This is a genomic window from Flavobacterium sp. I-STPP5a (assembly GCF_009764685.1).
Taxonomy (GTDB): Bacteria; Bacteroidota; Bacteroidia; order Flavobacteriales; family Flavobacteriaceae; genus Flavobacterium.
The window spans coordinates 85,307-100,847 of sequence record NZ_VHLM01000057.1; the positions used below are offsets into that span (position 1 = coordinate 85,307).

11 protein-coding genes are annotated in these 15,541 nt (G+C 32.8%); 8 read left to right on the forward strand and 3 right to left on the reverse strand.

The window, feature by feature from the left end; genetic code table 11:
- Positions 1-106: 106 nt before the first annotated feature.
- On the forward strand, positions 107-5,065 hold the full coding sequence (locus FJV36_RS10955) for a translocation/assembly module TamB domain-containing protein (protein WP_158729899.1): 4,959 nt from the start codon (positions 107-109) through the stop codon (positions 5,063-5,065).
- Between the two features lie 63 nt (positions 5,066-5,128).
- Positions 5,129-7,423, forward strand: coding sequence for a BamA/TamA family outer membrane protein (locus FJV36_RS10960; RefSeq protein ID WP_158729900.1), 2,295 nt, complete (start codon positions 5,129-5,131; stop codon positions 7,421-7,423).
- A 63-nt stretch (positions 7,424-7,486) separates the two neighbouring features.
- Here the strand turns inward: FJV36_RS10960 and FJV36_RS10965 are convergent, their stop codons facing one another.
- Positions 7,487-9,994, reverse strand: a complete 2,508-nt coding sequence (locus tag FJV36_RS10965; protein WP_158729901.1) for a M14 family metallopeptidase — start codon at positions 9,992-9,994, stop codon at positions 7,487-7,489.
- Positions 9,995-10,241: 247 nt separating this feature from the next.
- On the opposite strand from FJV36_RS10965, the gene FJV36_RS10970 reads away from it, so the two are divergent.
- From FJV36_RS10970 to FJV36_RS16355, 3 genes are all read left to right on the forward strand, one after another.
- Entirely contained in the window at positions 10,242-11,669 is a 1,428-nt protein-coding gene (locus FJV36_RS10970; RefSeq protein WP_158729902.1) for an L-serine ammonia-lyase, read from the forward strand.
- Positions 11,670-11,720: 51 nt separating this feature from the next.
- Positions 11,721-12,707, forward strand: coding sequence for a fumarylacetoacetate hydrolase family protein (locus tag FJV36_RS10975; protein WP_158729903.1), 987 nt, complete (start codon positions 11,721-11,723; stop codon positions 12,705-12,707).
- A gap of 193 nt (positions 12,708-12,900) precedes the next feature.
- Positions 12,901-13,071 carry a hypothetical protein gene (locus tag FJV36_RS16355; RefSeq protein WP_199251038.1) on the forward strand — a complete coding sequence of 57 codons (171 nt, stop codon included), beginning with the start codon at positions 12,901-12,903 and terminating at the stop codon, positions 13,069-13,071.
- Positions 13,072-13,157: 86 nt separating this feature from the next.
- On the opposite strand, the gene FJV36_RS16495 is transcribed toward FJV36_RS16355, so the two are convergent.
- Both FJV36_RS16495 and FJV36_RS16500 read right to left on the reverse strand, forming a co-directional pair.
- Positions 13,158-13,334: a hypothetical protein gene (locus FJV36_RS16495; RefSeq protein ID WP_233264943.1), complete on the reverse strand. Its 177-nt coding sequence runs from the start codon at positions 13,332-13,334 to the stop codon at positions 13,158-13,160.
- Positions 13,335-13,412: 78 nt separating this feature from the next.
- On the reverse strand, positions 13,413-13,601 hold the full coding sequence (locus tag FJV36_RS16500; RefSeq protein WP_233264944.1) for a hypothetical protein: 189 nt from the start codon (positions 13,599-13,601) through the stop codon (positions 13,413-13,415).
- A 99-nt stretch (positions 13,602-13,700) separates the two neighbouring features.
- Between FJV36_RS16500 and panB the strand changes: the two genes are divergently transcribed.
- Genes panB through FJV36_RS10995 form a run of 3 tightly spaced genes read left to right on the forward strand, consistent with a single transcriptional unit; the run spans position 13,701 to position 15,413 of the window.
- A complete protein-coding gene (panB, locus tag FJV36_RS10985) occupies positions 13,701-14,519 on the forward strand; it encodes a 3-methyl-2-oxobutanoate hydroxymethyltransferase (protein ID WP_158981089.1) in 819 nt (272 codons plus the stop codon).
- A gap of 54 nt (positions 14,520-14,573) precedes the next feature.
- Positions 14,574-14,714, forward strand: a complete 141-nt coding sequence (locus FJV36_RS10990; RefSeq protein ID WP_158981090.1) for a four helix bundle protein — start codon at positions 14,574-14,576, stop codon at positions 14,712-14,714.
- Positions 14,715-14,723: 9 nt separating this feature from the next.
- The gene (locus FJV36_RS10995) at positions 14,724-15,413 is read left to right on the forward strand and encodes an RluA family pseudouridine synthase (RefSeq protein ID WP_199251039.1); all 690 of its coding nucleotides are present in this window, start codon (positions 14,724-14,726) and stop codon (positions 15,411-15,413) included.
- Positions 15,414-15,541: the final 128 nt, after the last annotated feature.

A 15,541-nucleotide genomic window follows, 5' to 3' on the forward strand; every position in this document is an offset into this window, starting at 1 on the left:
ATACAATTCTATAATGGTAATTGTTGTTTTGTAGCGATATTTGTAGACATTTATGTTTCTGCATTAGCACATACATCACATGATTTTGATAGATAAAAAACTTCGTTTGAAAAAATATTTACAGCTTCTTTTAAAAGTGTTCCTCTGGATAGTTGGCTCCTTGATATCACTATTTTTGATACTTTTTTTGGTGATTCAAATTCCATCCGTTCAAAATTATGCCAAGGACAAAGCGGTACACTATCTTGAAGAAAAAATCAAAACAAAGGTTGTAATTAACCACTTAGAAATAGGCTTCCCCAAAAAAGTCATTTTAGAAGGAGTTTACTTTGAAGACCAAAAAAAAGACACTCTTTTTGCTGGAGATACTCTTGCTGTAAACATCAGTTTATTTCAACTTATAAACAATAAAGTAGCCATAAATAGTGTTGATTTATCAGGTATTTCGGCGCACATAAAAAAAGATAGCAAAGGAACTTTTAATTTTGACTACATTATTAAAGCCCTTGCATCTCAAGGAAAACAAAAGACTGATTCAGCCCCAATGGAATTTTCGGTAGAAGAAATTCAGTTGGATAGAATTAATTTTCACTATTCTGATGCTATTTCAAATAATGAAATTGCAACCTATCTCAATCATTTTAAAACTAGTATCAAAACATTTGATTTAAACCAAATGAACTTTGATATTCCAAAAATCAAGATTAATGGTTTGCAATTCAAGTTAATTCAGGGCATTACTTCTATAAAAAAATCAAATATTGTAACAGAGAATAATGCCACGGAAAAGCCATTGAAATTAAAATTTGGTGATGTAGACCTTGGTAAAATAAAAATTGAATACAAAAGCCAAGAATCTAAATTGGCTACCAATATCTACGTGAAAAAATTGATCACCAAAGTAGATAAAATAGACTTGAACAATCAATATGCTATTCTAGAAAATTTAGAGTTAACTGGAGTTGAAGGCCAGCTAGAACTGGGAAAAATAAAAAAATTAGTTTCCCAAAATACTAAAGCCTCAAACAGTTCAAACAATTGGGATATTAAAGTAAAAAAGAGTGTTTTTAAGAGAATCAATTTTAAATATGATAACAATAACGTTTCTTTTACTTCAAAAGGACTAGACTACAATCATTTAGATATCAAAAACTTGAATCTAGACCTAGAGGTTCTTAATTACAACACTGAAAACATATCAGGTGAACTCAAATCTTTATCTGCAAGAGATAAAAGCGGATTGAATATTACGGAGCTAAACGGTGACTTTTTCTATGGTAATAAAAATGCTTTTATCAAAAATTTGTATTTAAAAACTCCTCAAACCGAAATAAAGAATGAAATACAAATAGGATATTCATCTCTTGCTACTATTTCCAAAAATATTGGAGATCTGAGTTTAATAGCAAACCTTACCAAAAGTAGTATTGGTTTTCAAGACATTCTGTTATTTGCACCTAATTTAGCTTCTACAAATCCATTTAAAAGTAATCCAAAAGCAATCATTTCTATAAACGGAAAGGTAAAAGGAAAAGTAAAAAATATAATAATTCCGTCAATGGAAATCAGCGGAATCGGCTCAACCTCACTGGCAGCAAGCGGTACAATAATTGGTTTACCAAATGTTGATAAAACCTATTTTGACATTACTATTAAAAAATTTCAATCTGGTCAAAAAGACATCAATAATTTTGTCCCCAAGGGAACCATTCCTAACACCATTCAACTACCTTCGAGAATGACTGTTACAGGAACTTTTAAGGGAACTATTGCTACTTTTTTGACTGATTTGAAGCTCATAAGTAGTTATGGAAATGCAAATATCAAAGCCAAATTTGATCAAAGTCGCAAAAACTTTGAAAAATATGATGCCAAAGCTGATTTTGTAAACTTTGATTTGGGAAAATTTATCAAGAACGACTCCATTGGTAAAATCACCCTAAAAACCACCATCAAAGGCACTGGTTTCAACCCAAAAACAGCAATAGTAGCGCTTAATGCAAATGTCCAAAAAGCGTATTTTAACAAGTATACCTATAAAAATATAGCTGTAAAAGGGACTATCAAAAAAGGTAATTTTAACGCTACAGCAGTGGCTAGAGACCCTAATTTGACATTTAATTTAGTAGGTAATGGTAGATTTCAAGATAAATATCCGTCCGGAAAAATAAAATTAAATGTAGATATTGCTGATTTAGAAAAACTGAATTTACATGCTGGACCTTTAAAAATTCGTGGTATTGTAGATGCAGACATACAATCGGGGGATTTAGATTATCTCAATGGTTCATTAACTGCTCATCATATTAATATCACCAATGCCAAAGAAAACTATACTATTGATTCTATCCAAGTTTATGCAATAGCAACTGCTCAAAAAAATTCTATTGAAGTAAAAGCACCTTTTATGGATGCGTTTTTAGAAGGGAAATACAAATTATCAAAAATAGGAACTGCTATTACCAACTCGATTGCTGCTTATTACGATACTACTCCTAAAAAAGCGAAAAAGAAAACTAAAGAAAATCAACAGTTTGATTTTAAGGTTCAAATCAAGGATAGCCCAATTGTGATGCAATTGATTCCTCAAATTAAAAGTCTTGAACCGATAACTATTACAGGTAATTACAACAGTGTAAATGATACGATTGTTTTAAATGGAGCCATTCCAAAACTAGTTTATGAGAGCATTACTGTGACAAATGCTACCTTAAAACTGGATACACAAGATAAAAAGTTGCTTTATAATTTTATGGTTGATGATATCCAAAACGAACAGTTTGAACTTCCGCATACAGAACTGACCGGGAATATTCAAAATAACATCATAACGTATGCACTTCAGTTAAAAAACACTAAAGAAGAAGAACGCTACCTCATTGCAGGTGCTGTTCAATCTCAAAATGGTGGGACAGAAATACGATTGAATCCTGAGAAATTAATTTTGAATTATGAACCGTGGAACATTGATAAAGAAAACGTAGTTAGGAGTTTAACTAAAGGCTTGTTTATTAATAATTTTAATCTTAAAAACAACGGAAGTACTATTCAAGTGCAATCAAAATCAAGTAATGCCAATGCTCCGTTACAAGTCAATTTTAAGGAGTTTGATATCAACACTATTACAAGTTTTGTAGAGAAAAAGGATTTACAACTTAGTGGAAAAATCAATGGAACGGCAGAAATTAGTAATTTAAACACATCTCCGCTTTTCACTTCTGATTTAAATGTCGAAAATTTTACATTCAAAAAAGATACTATTGGAAATATAAAGCTTCAAGTAAAGAACACTATTGCAAATCAGTATGATGCCGTTGTTGCAATAACAGGTCAAGGAAATCAAGTAAATCTTGAAGGGAATTATAAAACTACCACCAGTAGTTTTGATATGAATTTAATTATTGACAGGTTAAACCTTAAAAGTATACAAGGATTTACTTTAAATAATCTAACAGAAAGTACTGGTTTTTTAAACGGAAAATTATCAATAACGGGAAGTACAAGCCAACCTAATGTACAAGGTGAAATCGGATTTAACGATGTTGGTTTTAAGGTAACCCCACTTAATGCTAGATTCAAATCTATAAATGATAAAATTGTTTTTCAACCCAACACAATTGTTTTTGAAACCTTTACCATAAAGGACGAAAATGACAATGCTTTGAACGTTAATGGGACAATTGACACCTCAACTTTTAGTAATTTCGGATTTAATCTAACTGTTGATGCTAAAAATTTTAAAGCAGTAAATTCAAAAGCAAAAGACAATGATTTATACTACGGTGAATTATTTCTGGATAACAACATCAGGATAGCTGGTAGTATTGATAATCCAATAATTGATGGTACAATAAAAATCAATAAGGACACCAAGTTTACCATTGTATTACCGCAATCTGATCCATCAATTGCTGATCGAGAGGGAATTGTTGAATTTATTGATCAAGATAATCCTCAAATAATTACGAATACAAATCTTGAAACTATAAGCAGTGAATCAACCGTAAAAGGTATTAATGCATCAGTAAATATTGAAATAGATAAAGATGCAGAGCTTTCTCTGGTTATTGACAAAGCAAATGGAGATTATTTAAAATTAAAAGGCGAGGCTCAATTAACTGGTGGCATAGATGCATCAGGGAAAACGAACTTAACAGGTCGATATGAGTTGAATGAAGGAAGCTACGAAATGAATTTTAACGGTATTAAACGAAAATTCAATATCAAAGAAGGTAGTTACATTTTATGGACTGGCGAACCAACTAGTGCAGATATTAATATTACAGCTATTTATAAAACTAATGCTGCGCCTATTGATTTAGTAAACGATCAATTGGGTGACATAACAGCTACGGTAAGAAATACATACAAAGAAAAAATTCCTTTTGAAACAGCCCTAAAAATGAATGGCGAACTAATGAAACCAAACATTTCATTTGATATCATTTTACCTGATGGCAACAACAATGTTTCTACTGAAATTATTAATACAACTCAAGCTAAACTTAGTCAATTAAGAGAACAACAAGATGAGTTGAACAAACAAGTTTTTGCGTTGTTGTTATTAAATCGTTTTATTGGGGAGAATCCTTTTACTAGTGAAAATGGTGGTACAACCGTTTCATCATTAGCTAGAGAAAGCGCCAGCAAAATTTTATCGCAACAACTCAATAACTTGGCAGGAGATTTAATTCAAGGAATCGAATTGAATTTTGATTTAAATACAACTGAAGATTTCACATCAGGACAACGTCAAAATAAAACCGATTTGAGTGTAGGTGTTTCCAAAAAACTACTCAATGACCGACTCAAAATAACCGTAGGAAGTAGTTTTGGGATAGAAGGTTCTCAACAAACCAATCAAAATGCTAACAATATAGCTGGTGATGTTTCTATAGATTATCAACTTACAAAAGATGGAAGATACAAAGTAAGAGCTTATCGTGTCAATAAATACCAAGTAGCACTTCAAGGTGAGGTTGTAGAAACTGGAGTTGCATTTGTAATCACTATGGATTACAACAAGTTCAGTGAATTGTTTCGAAAAAATGCATCAAAAAAATAATTTCAAATCATAAATAAAGCTGATTTATTTCAAATGACTTTATTTACTTCATACCCTATCACAATGAAAAGCAAAGGTGTTTTTAACTTAATAATTTTATTTTTTTTACTTCAATCCTGCAGCAACACCCGTTTTTTACCTGAAGGTGAATTGTTGTATACAGGTGCCGATGTTACTATTGAAAAAAATGACAGTACTAAGAAATCCAGAAAAGAACTCAAAAACAATTTAGAAGCACTAGTAAGACCCAAGCCCAATAAATCTATTTTAGGGTTAAAACCAAAATTATACATTTATAACCTTGCTGGAACTCCAAAAAAAGAAAAAGGACTGCGATACTGGCTTAAAAAAAAAGTGGGAGAACCGCCTGTATTATATAGCCAAGTTGATTTAGAGTATAACAAAAGTGTCTTGCAAAACTACATTGAAAACAATGGGTATTTTAATGGAAAAAGCAAAGCCGATTCAACACGTGTTGATAAAAAAGCTAGCGCTACATACACGGTAACTACAGGAAAACAGTATACAATTAATGAAGTAAAGTTCCCAATTGACTCCTCAAAAATAGGAATTGAAATACGCAATACGCAACGACGATCCTTATTAAAAAAAGGAGATCCATACAGTTTAGAACAAATAAAAGAGGAACGAAATAGGATTGATGCTAGACTAAAAGAAAAAGGTTTTTTTTACTTTAATCCTGATAATATTATTGTTCAAGTAGACTCAACTGTTGCAAAAAATAAAGTAGACCTTATTGTTAAAGTCAAGTCTGATGCATCTAAACTTGCAACAACACCCTACAAAATAAATAAAATAGTAGTGTTTTCTAATTATACTCTTGATGCTGAAAACAAAGCCCTTAAAATTGATACCATTAAAAAACAAAATGGTCTTGCTATTATTGATCCCGAAAATTTATTTAAACCTCGCATTTTTGATAGGGCTTTGTATTTTAAAAAAGAGGATTTATACAACCGTACCAATCATAATCTATCCTTAAACAGACTTGTAAATTTGGGCGTTTTTAAATTTGTAAAAAATCAATTCAAAGTTTCTGATACCGTAGGAAATTATCTTGATGCCTATTATTATTTAACACCTTTACCAAGGAAATCTATTCAATTAGAGCTTTTGGGTAAAACCAATTCAGCTAATTATACTGGGACAGAATTAAACCTAAACTGGAGTAATCGCAACACTTTTAGAGGTGCTGAGTTGCTAACTATTTCAGCATTTGGTGGTGTTGAAGTACAAGTTTCTGGACAAAATAATGGCTTTAATGTTTACCGTTTTGGTACTGAAGCTAATTTAATTTGGCCAAGAATTATCGCTCCTTTTAAATTTAAATCGCCTTCAGGTTTTGTACCAAAAACGAAAGCAACAATAGGCTATGAGTTTCAAAATAGAACAAAATTATACTCTTTGCAAACATTTAAAGGCTCTTTTGGATACCTTTGGAAAGAAAATGAAAGAAAAGAACACCAACTTAATGTAAGTGAAATAACATACGCAAGTCCTCAGAATGTTACCGAATTGTATTTAGAAAAAATTGCAGAAAATCCATCTTTAAATAAAGTAATCGAAAAACAATTGATTTTTGGTCCTACCTATTCGTATACGTATACCAATACTACTCAAAAACGTAGAAAAAATACGTTCTACTATAAAGGTACCGTTGATTTAGCTGGAAATATTGCAGGATTAGCCACAGGTGCAAATGCAAAAAAAGAAGACCCAATTACCGTATTTGATGTTCCTTTTAGTCAATTTATAAAAATAGAAAATGACTTTAGGCATTATTATAAATTTTCAGAAAATTCCCAATTGGTAACCAGAATCATTGCTGGCGCAGGTATTGCATACGGAAATTCAAGAGAAATGCCTTTTATTAAACAATTCTTCATTGGTGGAACCAATAGTTTACGTGCTTTTAGAGCTCGATCTGTAGGACCAGGAAGTTTTAAAAATGAAAACCAAAATACAAATTCTTTTTTACCCGATCAATCAGGTGACATTAAGCTCGAATTCAATACAGAATACCGCGCACAAATTTACGGACTCGTAAAAGGAGCTTTGTTTATTGATGCAGGAAACATTTGGTTATTACGTGAAAATACAGAAAAGCCAGGCGCTAAATTTTCAAATAAATTTATGAGTGAAATGGCCGTTGGAGCGGGTGCCGGATTACGCTTTGATTTGTCTTTTTTAGTATTGCGTACGGATCTTGCTTTTCCTTTACGAAAACCAAATTTACCCCAAGAGAACCGTTGGGTTATAGACCAAATCAATTTTGGTAGTGGTGCTTGGCGAAAAGAAAATTTAATATTCAACCTAGCAATTGGTTATCCTTTTTAAAATTAATTTTAACAAAAAAAGCACGAATCAACGTGCTTTTTTTGTTAAAAGAAATTCTTATAATTAATCCACAAGAAATAGTGCATTACTAAATAAGAGAATTCCATTTTCCCAAAAACCTCTAAACAAGGGATTATCAATCATGTAAACAACAGATCCAGCCCCTTTTGATTCTACTGCAAAACTTACTGTATTATTTAGTTTTTTCTTGATTTTACTACCTACAAACCCGTAACTTTTGTAATCAGTAGGAACATATATTACATTAGATGCATTTTTTAATAATGAATAGCGTTTGTCATCTGTTTTTAAACTAAAATAGCTATCTCCTAATCCAAAACTTAAAGGATGTGATTGATCTAATTTATTCTCAATAATTGCTCCTGGAATTGCTTTAGAAATAAACCTACGCTCTGCATTTTGATAATCAAGTGTTCGTTCTAATAAAACATCCTCATCCGCCTCTTTTTCTGCTAACAGTTTTTCTTCTTCTGAAGCAAATGGCGTCAAAGCGTAACCTTCTTTTCCATCAAAAAGGGAAATAGCATTATTCATGGCAATCACTTTTCCGCCATTGTTAATCCATTCTGATATTTTTTTCTGCTGTGCCTCAGTAAAATCATAATAGCCATCTGCTAAAATCAATGTGTTATATGAAGCTAAATTCAATCTGTTAAAATTATTGGTTTCAACAACACCCACAGGATATCCTAATGTTTCTTGCATATAATACCAAGTGGCTCCAAACTCTGTTGGACTCACTCCTTTTCCAGAAAGCAACACCACTTTTGGAGCTTTTAAAAGACTAAAATTTTCACCGCCAATATCCCTAGCATTCGATGAAAAACCCGTTGAAATAGTATTAAAATCAGATTTGTCTTTGATTAAATTAGAAATGGTTTGTTCAAAATTTGGTATTTGTGGATTGTCCGTTTTGGTCACTACTAATCCTCCTGGAGCTACTGTAACAGCACCAAAAATGGCTTCTTTTGCAGCTGTCCTAACTTTAATACTATTTTGATGTAAAACCGATAAAACTTGCGCTGAAACTCTATTATTCCAAGGAATATGAAAAGCATATACATTTTTTGAAACTTCACGAACTGGAGTTTCTACAGATGTCTTAGTTGAAATGGCAACCTCATTTTTTACAGCATAACCTTGAACTCCGTAAGCAAGCGGCAAAGCCCAAGCGGTAATGTCATAGGACAAACTATCATTTAATTTTTGATTGGGTTCAAAAAGAATTTGAGTCAGTACCGCCTTTGGTTGGTCTACCTTTACAATTAAATCATTAGGTTCTATTGTAAAACTGGTTTCCTTTTTTGTGGAATAATTGTAACCTGATGTTTTTGCACTTGCTGCAGCAAAACTAAATTCAATTTTGTTTTTTGAAAGTAAATCAGTCATTTGAACTAATTTCGGATTGCTTTTCATGACATAGGTTTTGTAAGCTCCCTTAACTGTTTTTCGAGAATTGTTCATAAATCCACGAAAACCCTTTAGTAATTCCTCTGCTTTATTAGAAGCCGACTCGACCACTGTTAAAACCGCAGTTGCATGATGCGCTACTCTATCTCTAATGGTCAATATAGATCCATTACTCATTTGTACCGCGCGCCCAGCTCCTATTCCGCCCTGTTCTAGCGTCATACCCACAGCTCCGTTGTACGTAGGATACGTATCGCCGTAACTTGGGTAAAACAAGTCAAAACGTTCTCCGGTGTTGTACATCCAGTTTTGCGCATCAAATTTTTTAGAAATATTTTGACCTAAAGTTTGGTGAAAATCCCGTTGATATTTTTCAATAAATTCATGCAAAGGTTCAGCTGACGGAGGAAAAAAATAAGGAGAGTCATACCCCATTTCATGCACATCAGTATGAACTTGAGGCATCCACTGATGGTACAAAGCAATGCGCTGTTGCGATTCTAGCTGAGTTTGCCAAGCCCAATCTCTATTTAAATCAAAAAGATAATGATTGAATCTTCCACCTGGCCAATCCTCCATGTGTTCTCTATCGGATAGTTCAGGATGTGTTTTCTTTCCAGAAATTTCTCTTAGCCAATTCCCGTATCTAGAATATCCATCTGGATTAATACACGGATCTAGAATTACAATGGTATTCTCTAACCATTTTTTGGTTGTTGTATTGGAAGGATTTAGCAATTCATAAGCAACAGTCATCGCACTTTCTGTTCCAGCAAATTCATTGCCATGAACATTAAAACTCAACCAGACAATGACTTTATTACCTACAGTTTGATTTTTCTTTAGCGAAAGCCCAATTGATGCCAGATTATTAGTTCTGATTTCTTCAAGATTTGCTAAGTTTTCTGGAGTTGAAATATAGTACACATTTAAATCTCTTTGCTCCGCCGTTACTCCGTATTTATGTTTTACAATGGCAGAAGAGTTATCAATAAGCTGTTTGAAATAGTTTTCAACTTGATGGTAATGCGAAATTTGATTGCCATAGTTAGGCAAATATTGCTCAGGAGATTGAATTTGAGCATACGCTTGCAGCACCATTACTGCACTGAACAAAACTGAAAAAACGATTTTTTTCATAGAATTAAAATTAGTTATGCTCCAAATTTAACTATAAAATTAGTTTTCTACAATGAACCTTTAATTAAGGAAATGAAAAAATTGAAAGTACTATTGCTCCAAAAGATATCGAAATGTACGATGTTTCAATTTTAATAAAAATGAATAAAAACTACATTCTCATTGTTAAAAAAGCACTTTTAGGAGTTCAAAAATTCGTTTCGTTGCAACATTCTATTATATTTGCAGTAAACAAAATTAAATCTAGATGGAAGAATGTATCTCTGTTTTTGACATGCTAAAGATTGGTGTTGGTCCTTCAAGTTCTCATACATTAGGGCCTTGGAGAGCAGCTGAACGCTTTTTAGAAGAACTACGAACTGAAAAATTACTCTCAACTGTGACTCGTGTACAAATAGATTTATACGGTTCACTTTCCTTAACAGGAAGAGGCCATGCAACAGATCTAGCAGTTATGCTAGGATTAAGTGGCCAAGATCCAGAATACATTCCTGTTGAAAATATCGATAGCATCATTAAATCTATCGAAAATAAAAACGAAATCAATTTAGGGAACGAAAAAAATATTCCTTTCTATTTTTTACAAGACATTGTTTTCAATAAAAACTTCCTTCCCTTTCATGCAAATGGATTGACCTTTACCGCATTTCTTACTAACGATTTAAACTACACAGCTACATTTTATTCCATAGGTGGTGGTTTTGTTGTAAAAGAAGAACGAACCAATGCTAAAAAGAAAACACAAGTAAAATGTGCATTTCCCTATCCGATTGATAAGGCATCTGAATTACTAGAAATTTGTACCAAAGAAAAAAAATCAATCTCAGAAATAGTATTTGAGAATGAGAAATCAATGCGTACTGAAGAGATAATTGATCATGAACTCATGCGTATTTGGAAAACCATGCTAGAATGTATGTACATCGGTTGCCACTCTGAAGGGATTCTCCCAGGCGGACTCAATGTACGCAGACGCGCCTTTGATATGCATCAAAATTTAATTGGCTTGGCAAATTATGATTCGCCACAATCTTGGTTAGAAGAAATCAGAAAAACGGAGGTAAAATTTCGTCAAATTCTAAAATGGGTTTCTTGTTTTGCACTGGCCGTTAACGAAGTTAATGCAGCTTTAGGTCGCGTAGTTACCGCCCCTACAAATGGTAGTTCTGGAGTAATTCCAGCAGTTTTAATGTACTATTTAGTAATAGAAAATCACAACGCAGGTAATAAAGAAATCAAACAATTCTTGATGGTGGCTGGCGAAATAGGCAGTATTTTCAAGAAAGGTTCCACAATATCAGCTGCTATGGGTGGCTGTCAAGCAGAAATAGGAGTATCATCAGCTATGGCAGCGGCGGCACTTTGTGAAGTAATGGGTGGCACACCTGAGCAAGTACTTATGGCTGCCGAAATTGCAATGGAACATCACTTAGGTTTAACTTGTGACCCAATAGGAGGCTTAGTTCAAATTCCGTGTATTGAGCGCAATACAATGGGAGCCATAAAAGCCATTAATGCTGCTGAACTGGCTCTTGAAACTGATCCAAAGAATGCAAAAGTTCCATTGGATAAAGTAGTTGACACGATGTGGGAAACTGCCAAGGACATGAATAATAAATACAAAGAAACATCTGAAGGTGGACTTGCAATTGCAGTAAACATGGCCGATTGTTAACCTTGAAATAAATATTTAAGCTACAATAATAAACTCATAAACAAATTCTAAATGAAATTAGCTTCAATTGACAATAAGACCAGAGATGGACAATTAGTTGTTGTAAATAAAGATTTAACAAAAGCAGTTACAGTACCAGAAATTGCAGTAACAATGCAATTCGCAATTGATAACTGGAAAGAAACAGAAACTAAATTAGAAAGTGTTTATAATGACTTAAACTCTGATAAGTTGCCTAATGCGTTTCCCTTTTCTTCTGTTAGAGTCTTAGCGCCAATTCCTCGAGCGTATCATTGGGCTGACGGAAGTGCTTATGTAACTCACGTAGAACTAGTTCGAAAAGCTAGAAATTCTGAATTACCTGAATCTTTTTGGACAGATCCATTAATGTATATGGGAGCTTCTGACGCATTTATTGGAGCAAATGATGACATTGAAATCGAAAATGAAGATTGGGGTATTGACTTTGAATCGGAAGTAGCTGTTATTACAGATGATGTTCCTGCAGGAACTAATTCAGAAGATGCTTTAAAACATATTAAGTTAATCACCATTATTAACGATGTGTCTTTACGTAATTTAATACCAAATGAGCTATCCAAACAATTTGGATTCTATCAATCTAAACCTTGGACATCATTTGCACCTGTGGTTGTAACTCCAAATGAACTTGCTGATAGCTGGAAAAATGCAAAACTTCATTTGCCACTACATTCAACCTTAAATGGAAATCTTATTGGTTCGCCAAATGCTGGGATTGATATGACTTTTGACTTTGGTCAATTAGTTGCACATGCTTCTAAAACTCGTTCATTAATGGCTGGAACAATTATTGGCTCAGGAACAGTTGCAAATCAAGGAAGTCTCGATGGTTCTAGCTGTCTAGCAGAGGTTAGATGTTTAGAAATAATAAAAGATGGAAAAGCCTCTACTCCATTTATGAGTTTTGGGGACAGAATAGAAATTGAAATGAAAGATAATGATGGTAAGTCAATTTTTGGTAAAATAAATCAAATTATAAAAGAGTATAAAAAATAACTGTTGTAAAAAGGCATTTGGCAAGTTTGGGTTTTAGATATAATTTAAAGATGATTTTGTTCTTTTCAAAGTTTCGTATTTAATTTTAAAAAAAAAGTTTTCATAATTCCAAACTTGCCAAGCGCCGAAACAGCGCGTTACTTTTGAGACAATCTACATTATACTTTCTCATATATTAATCCCCATCAAAATCATGAAAATCAATTGGATACTACTTATTGGATTAGCTATAGGGATTCTAGTTTTAATTTGTTTTTTGATAAGAAAAAACGATAAAGACAAAAAAGACTATACTAATTTCTTAAACCAAGATTTTAAAAAACAAGAAGAACAAGAGTCCGACTTAAACGATGAAAGTTACTAAGCATTCCCTTTTTTGAACTGCAATTTTAATCGATCCTAATTTCTATTTGAGTACCATTCGACCAGAAAAATTCTCAAAAACATCTATTATTTTCGGCGAGTATCAATTAAATGAATGATTTTCCAATTTGAAGTTACTGCAATCTGATCTTTAAACAAAGTGAATGAATTAACTCCTTTGTGACTCAGTTTACCGTTACTGTAAAATTCATAAGGTGTCCATACGTGGGCTAAACTTCCTTCTATTTGAACTGAATAAGACAATATTTTTTCATGAAATACAGTTCCTTTTGGAATATTGGCTATTGCTATAAAAAACGCATCTGGATCGCTATTCTCTAATTAAGCACTTCCTTCTTTCTCTGAAATGGTTTCTAAAATCATTTTTTTATCACAAAGAGATTTTAACGTCATTGTATCTTTGGCATGAAAAGCCAAGAAAAATTTTTCAATTGCATTTTGCGCTTCCTTATTTTGTGCTTGAATACAGTTACTTACAGTTAGAAATAATAATACAATAATAGTTCTCATAGCAGATGATTTACGAGTTTTTGAATACAAAAACTTTAGTTAGACATTAAAGAATAAAAATATTCATTTTAGTACCTTTACAAACTTAAATATAAAATTATGTCTGTAGCTAAAAAAGATTATAAAAGAATTACAACTAAATCGTTGATTGAAATGAAAGCCAATGGCGAAAAAATTTCAATGCTAACAGCTTATGATTTTACAATGGCAAAAATTGTAGATACCGCAGGAATTGATGTGATTCTTGTAGGTGATTCGGCATCAAATGTAATGGCGGGTCATGAAACTACATTGCCAATTACACTTGACCAAATGATTTACCATGCTTCATCTGTAGTACGCGCCATAGAAAGAGCACTTGTTGTGGTTGATTTACCCTTTGGTAGTTATCAATCAGACCCAAAAGAAGCCTTACGATCTGCTATTAGAATCATGAAAGAAAGCGGTGGTCATGCTGTTAAACTTGAAGGCGGTAAAGAAATTAAAGACTCTATAAAAAAAATATTGAATGCTGGAATTCCGGTTATGGGACATTTAGGTCTTACGCCGCAATCAATTTATAAATTTGGTACATATACCGTTCGAGCCAAAGAAGAAGAAGAAGCGGACAAACTAATTGAGGATGCTAAATTACTTGAAAAATTAGGCTGTTTTGCATTAGTTCTTGAAAAAATACCAGCTCATTTAGCCGAAAAAGTAGCGCAAAGCATTTCTATTCCGGTTATCGGTATTGGTGCAGGCGGTGGTGTAGACGGTCAAGTACTGGTAATTCATGACATGCTAGGGATGAATAATGAATTTAGTCCACGTTTTTTAAGACGCTATATGGATTTATACAAAGAAATGACAGCTGCAATAGGGCAATATGTTACGGATGTAAAGTCAAGTGATTTCCCTAATGCAAACGAACAATATTAAATATAGACCACATAGATTATCAGACTATTTAGATTGTTAGAATAAAAAAATGAAATGCATCGATTTAAAGATTTAGAAATTTGGAAAAAAAGTAGATTTTTTTGTTCAAAAATTTACACAGTGACTTCGTCTTTTCCTAACGAAGAAAAATTTGGACTAACAAAGTCTAACCAGTCTAAAAATCTAACAATCTAAAATATCCAAATGAAAATAGTTTCTGATAAAAATAACTTACAAATTCTACACGAAGACAACCATTTAATTGTAGTGAACAAACGTGTAGGCGATATTGTGCAAGGTGATAAAACGGGTGACAAACCTTTGTCTGATGTGGTTAAAGAATACATAAAAGATAAATACAATAAACCAGGTGAAGTATTTCTAGGAGTGGTACATAGGCTTGACAGACCTACAACAGGAATTGTAGTTTTTGCTAGAACCAGCAAAGCGTTGACTAGAATGAATGAGCTGTTTAGTAACCGAGAGACTCAAAAAACCTATTGGTGTGTGGTAAAAAACAAACCCTTACAGGATACGGATAAACTCGTGCACTATCTTAAAAGAAACGAAAAAAACAACAGCTCAAAAGCACATTTAAAAGAAGTTCCTGATAGTAAACTAGCAAGTTTAGATTATAAAATTATTAAGGAACTCAATAATTATTATGCGTTAGAAATAAATCTTCATACTGGCAGACACCATCAAATTAGAGCGCAACTCGCTGCCATAAATACGCCCATAAAAGGAGATTTAAAATATGGTTTTGACAGGAGCAATCCAGACGGTGGCATTCATTTGCACGCCCGAAAATTAGTATTCACCCACCCAGTCTCTAAAGAAGTAACTACCATTATTGCTCCCACACCAGATGATGCTATATGGAATGCAATTTAATAAGCAGCATATTTATACAAGGAGTAACAAAATTTACTTTTTAGCTACTAACAGTACATAAAGAGTCTAGTTAGTTTATTTGTTTAGCTAATTATACGATATCTTATTCTAAAAGAATACTGTAATAT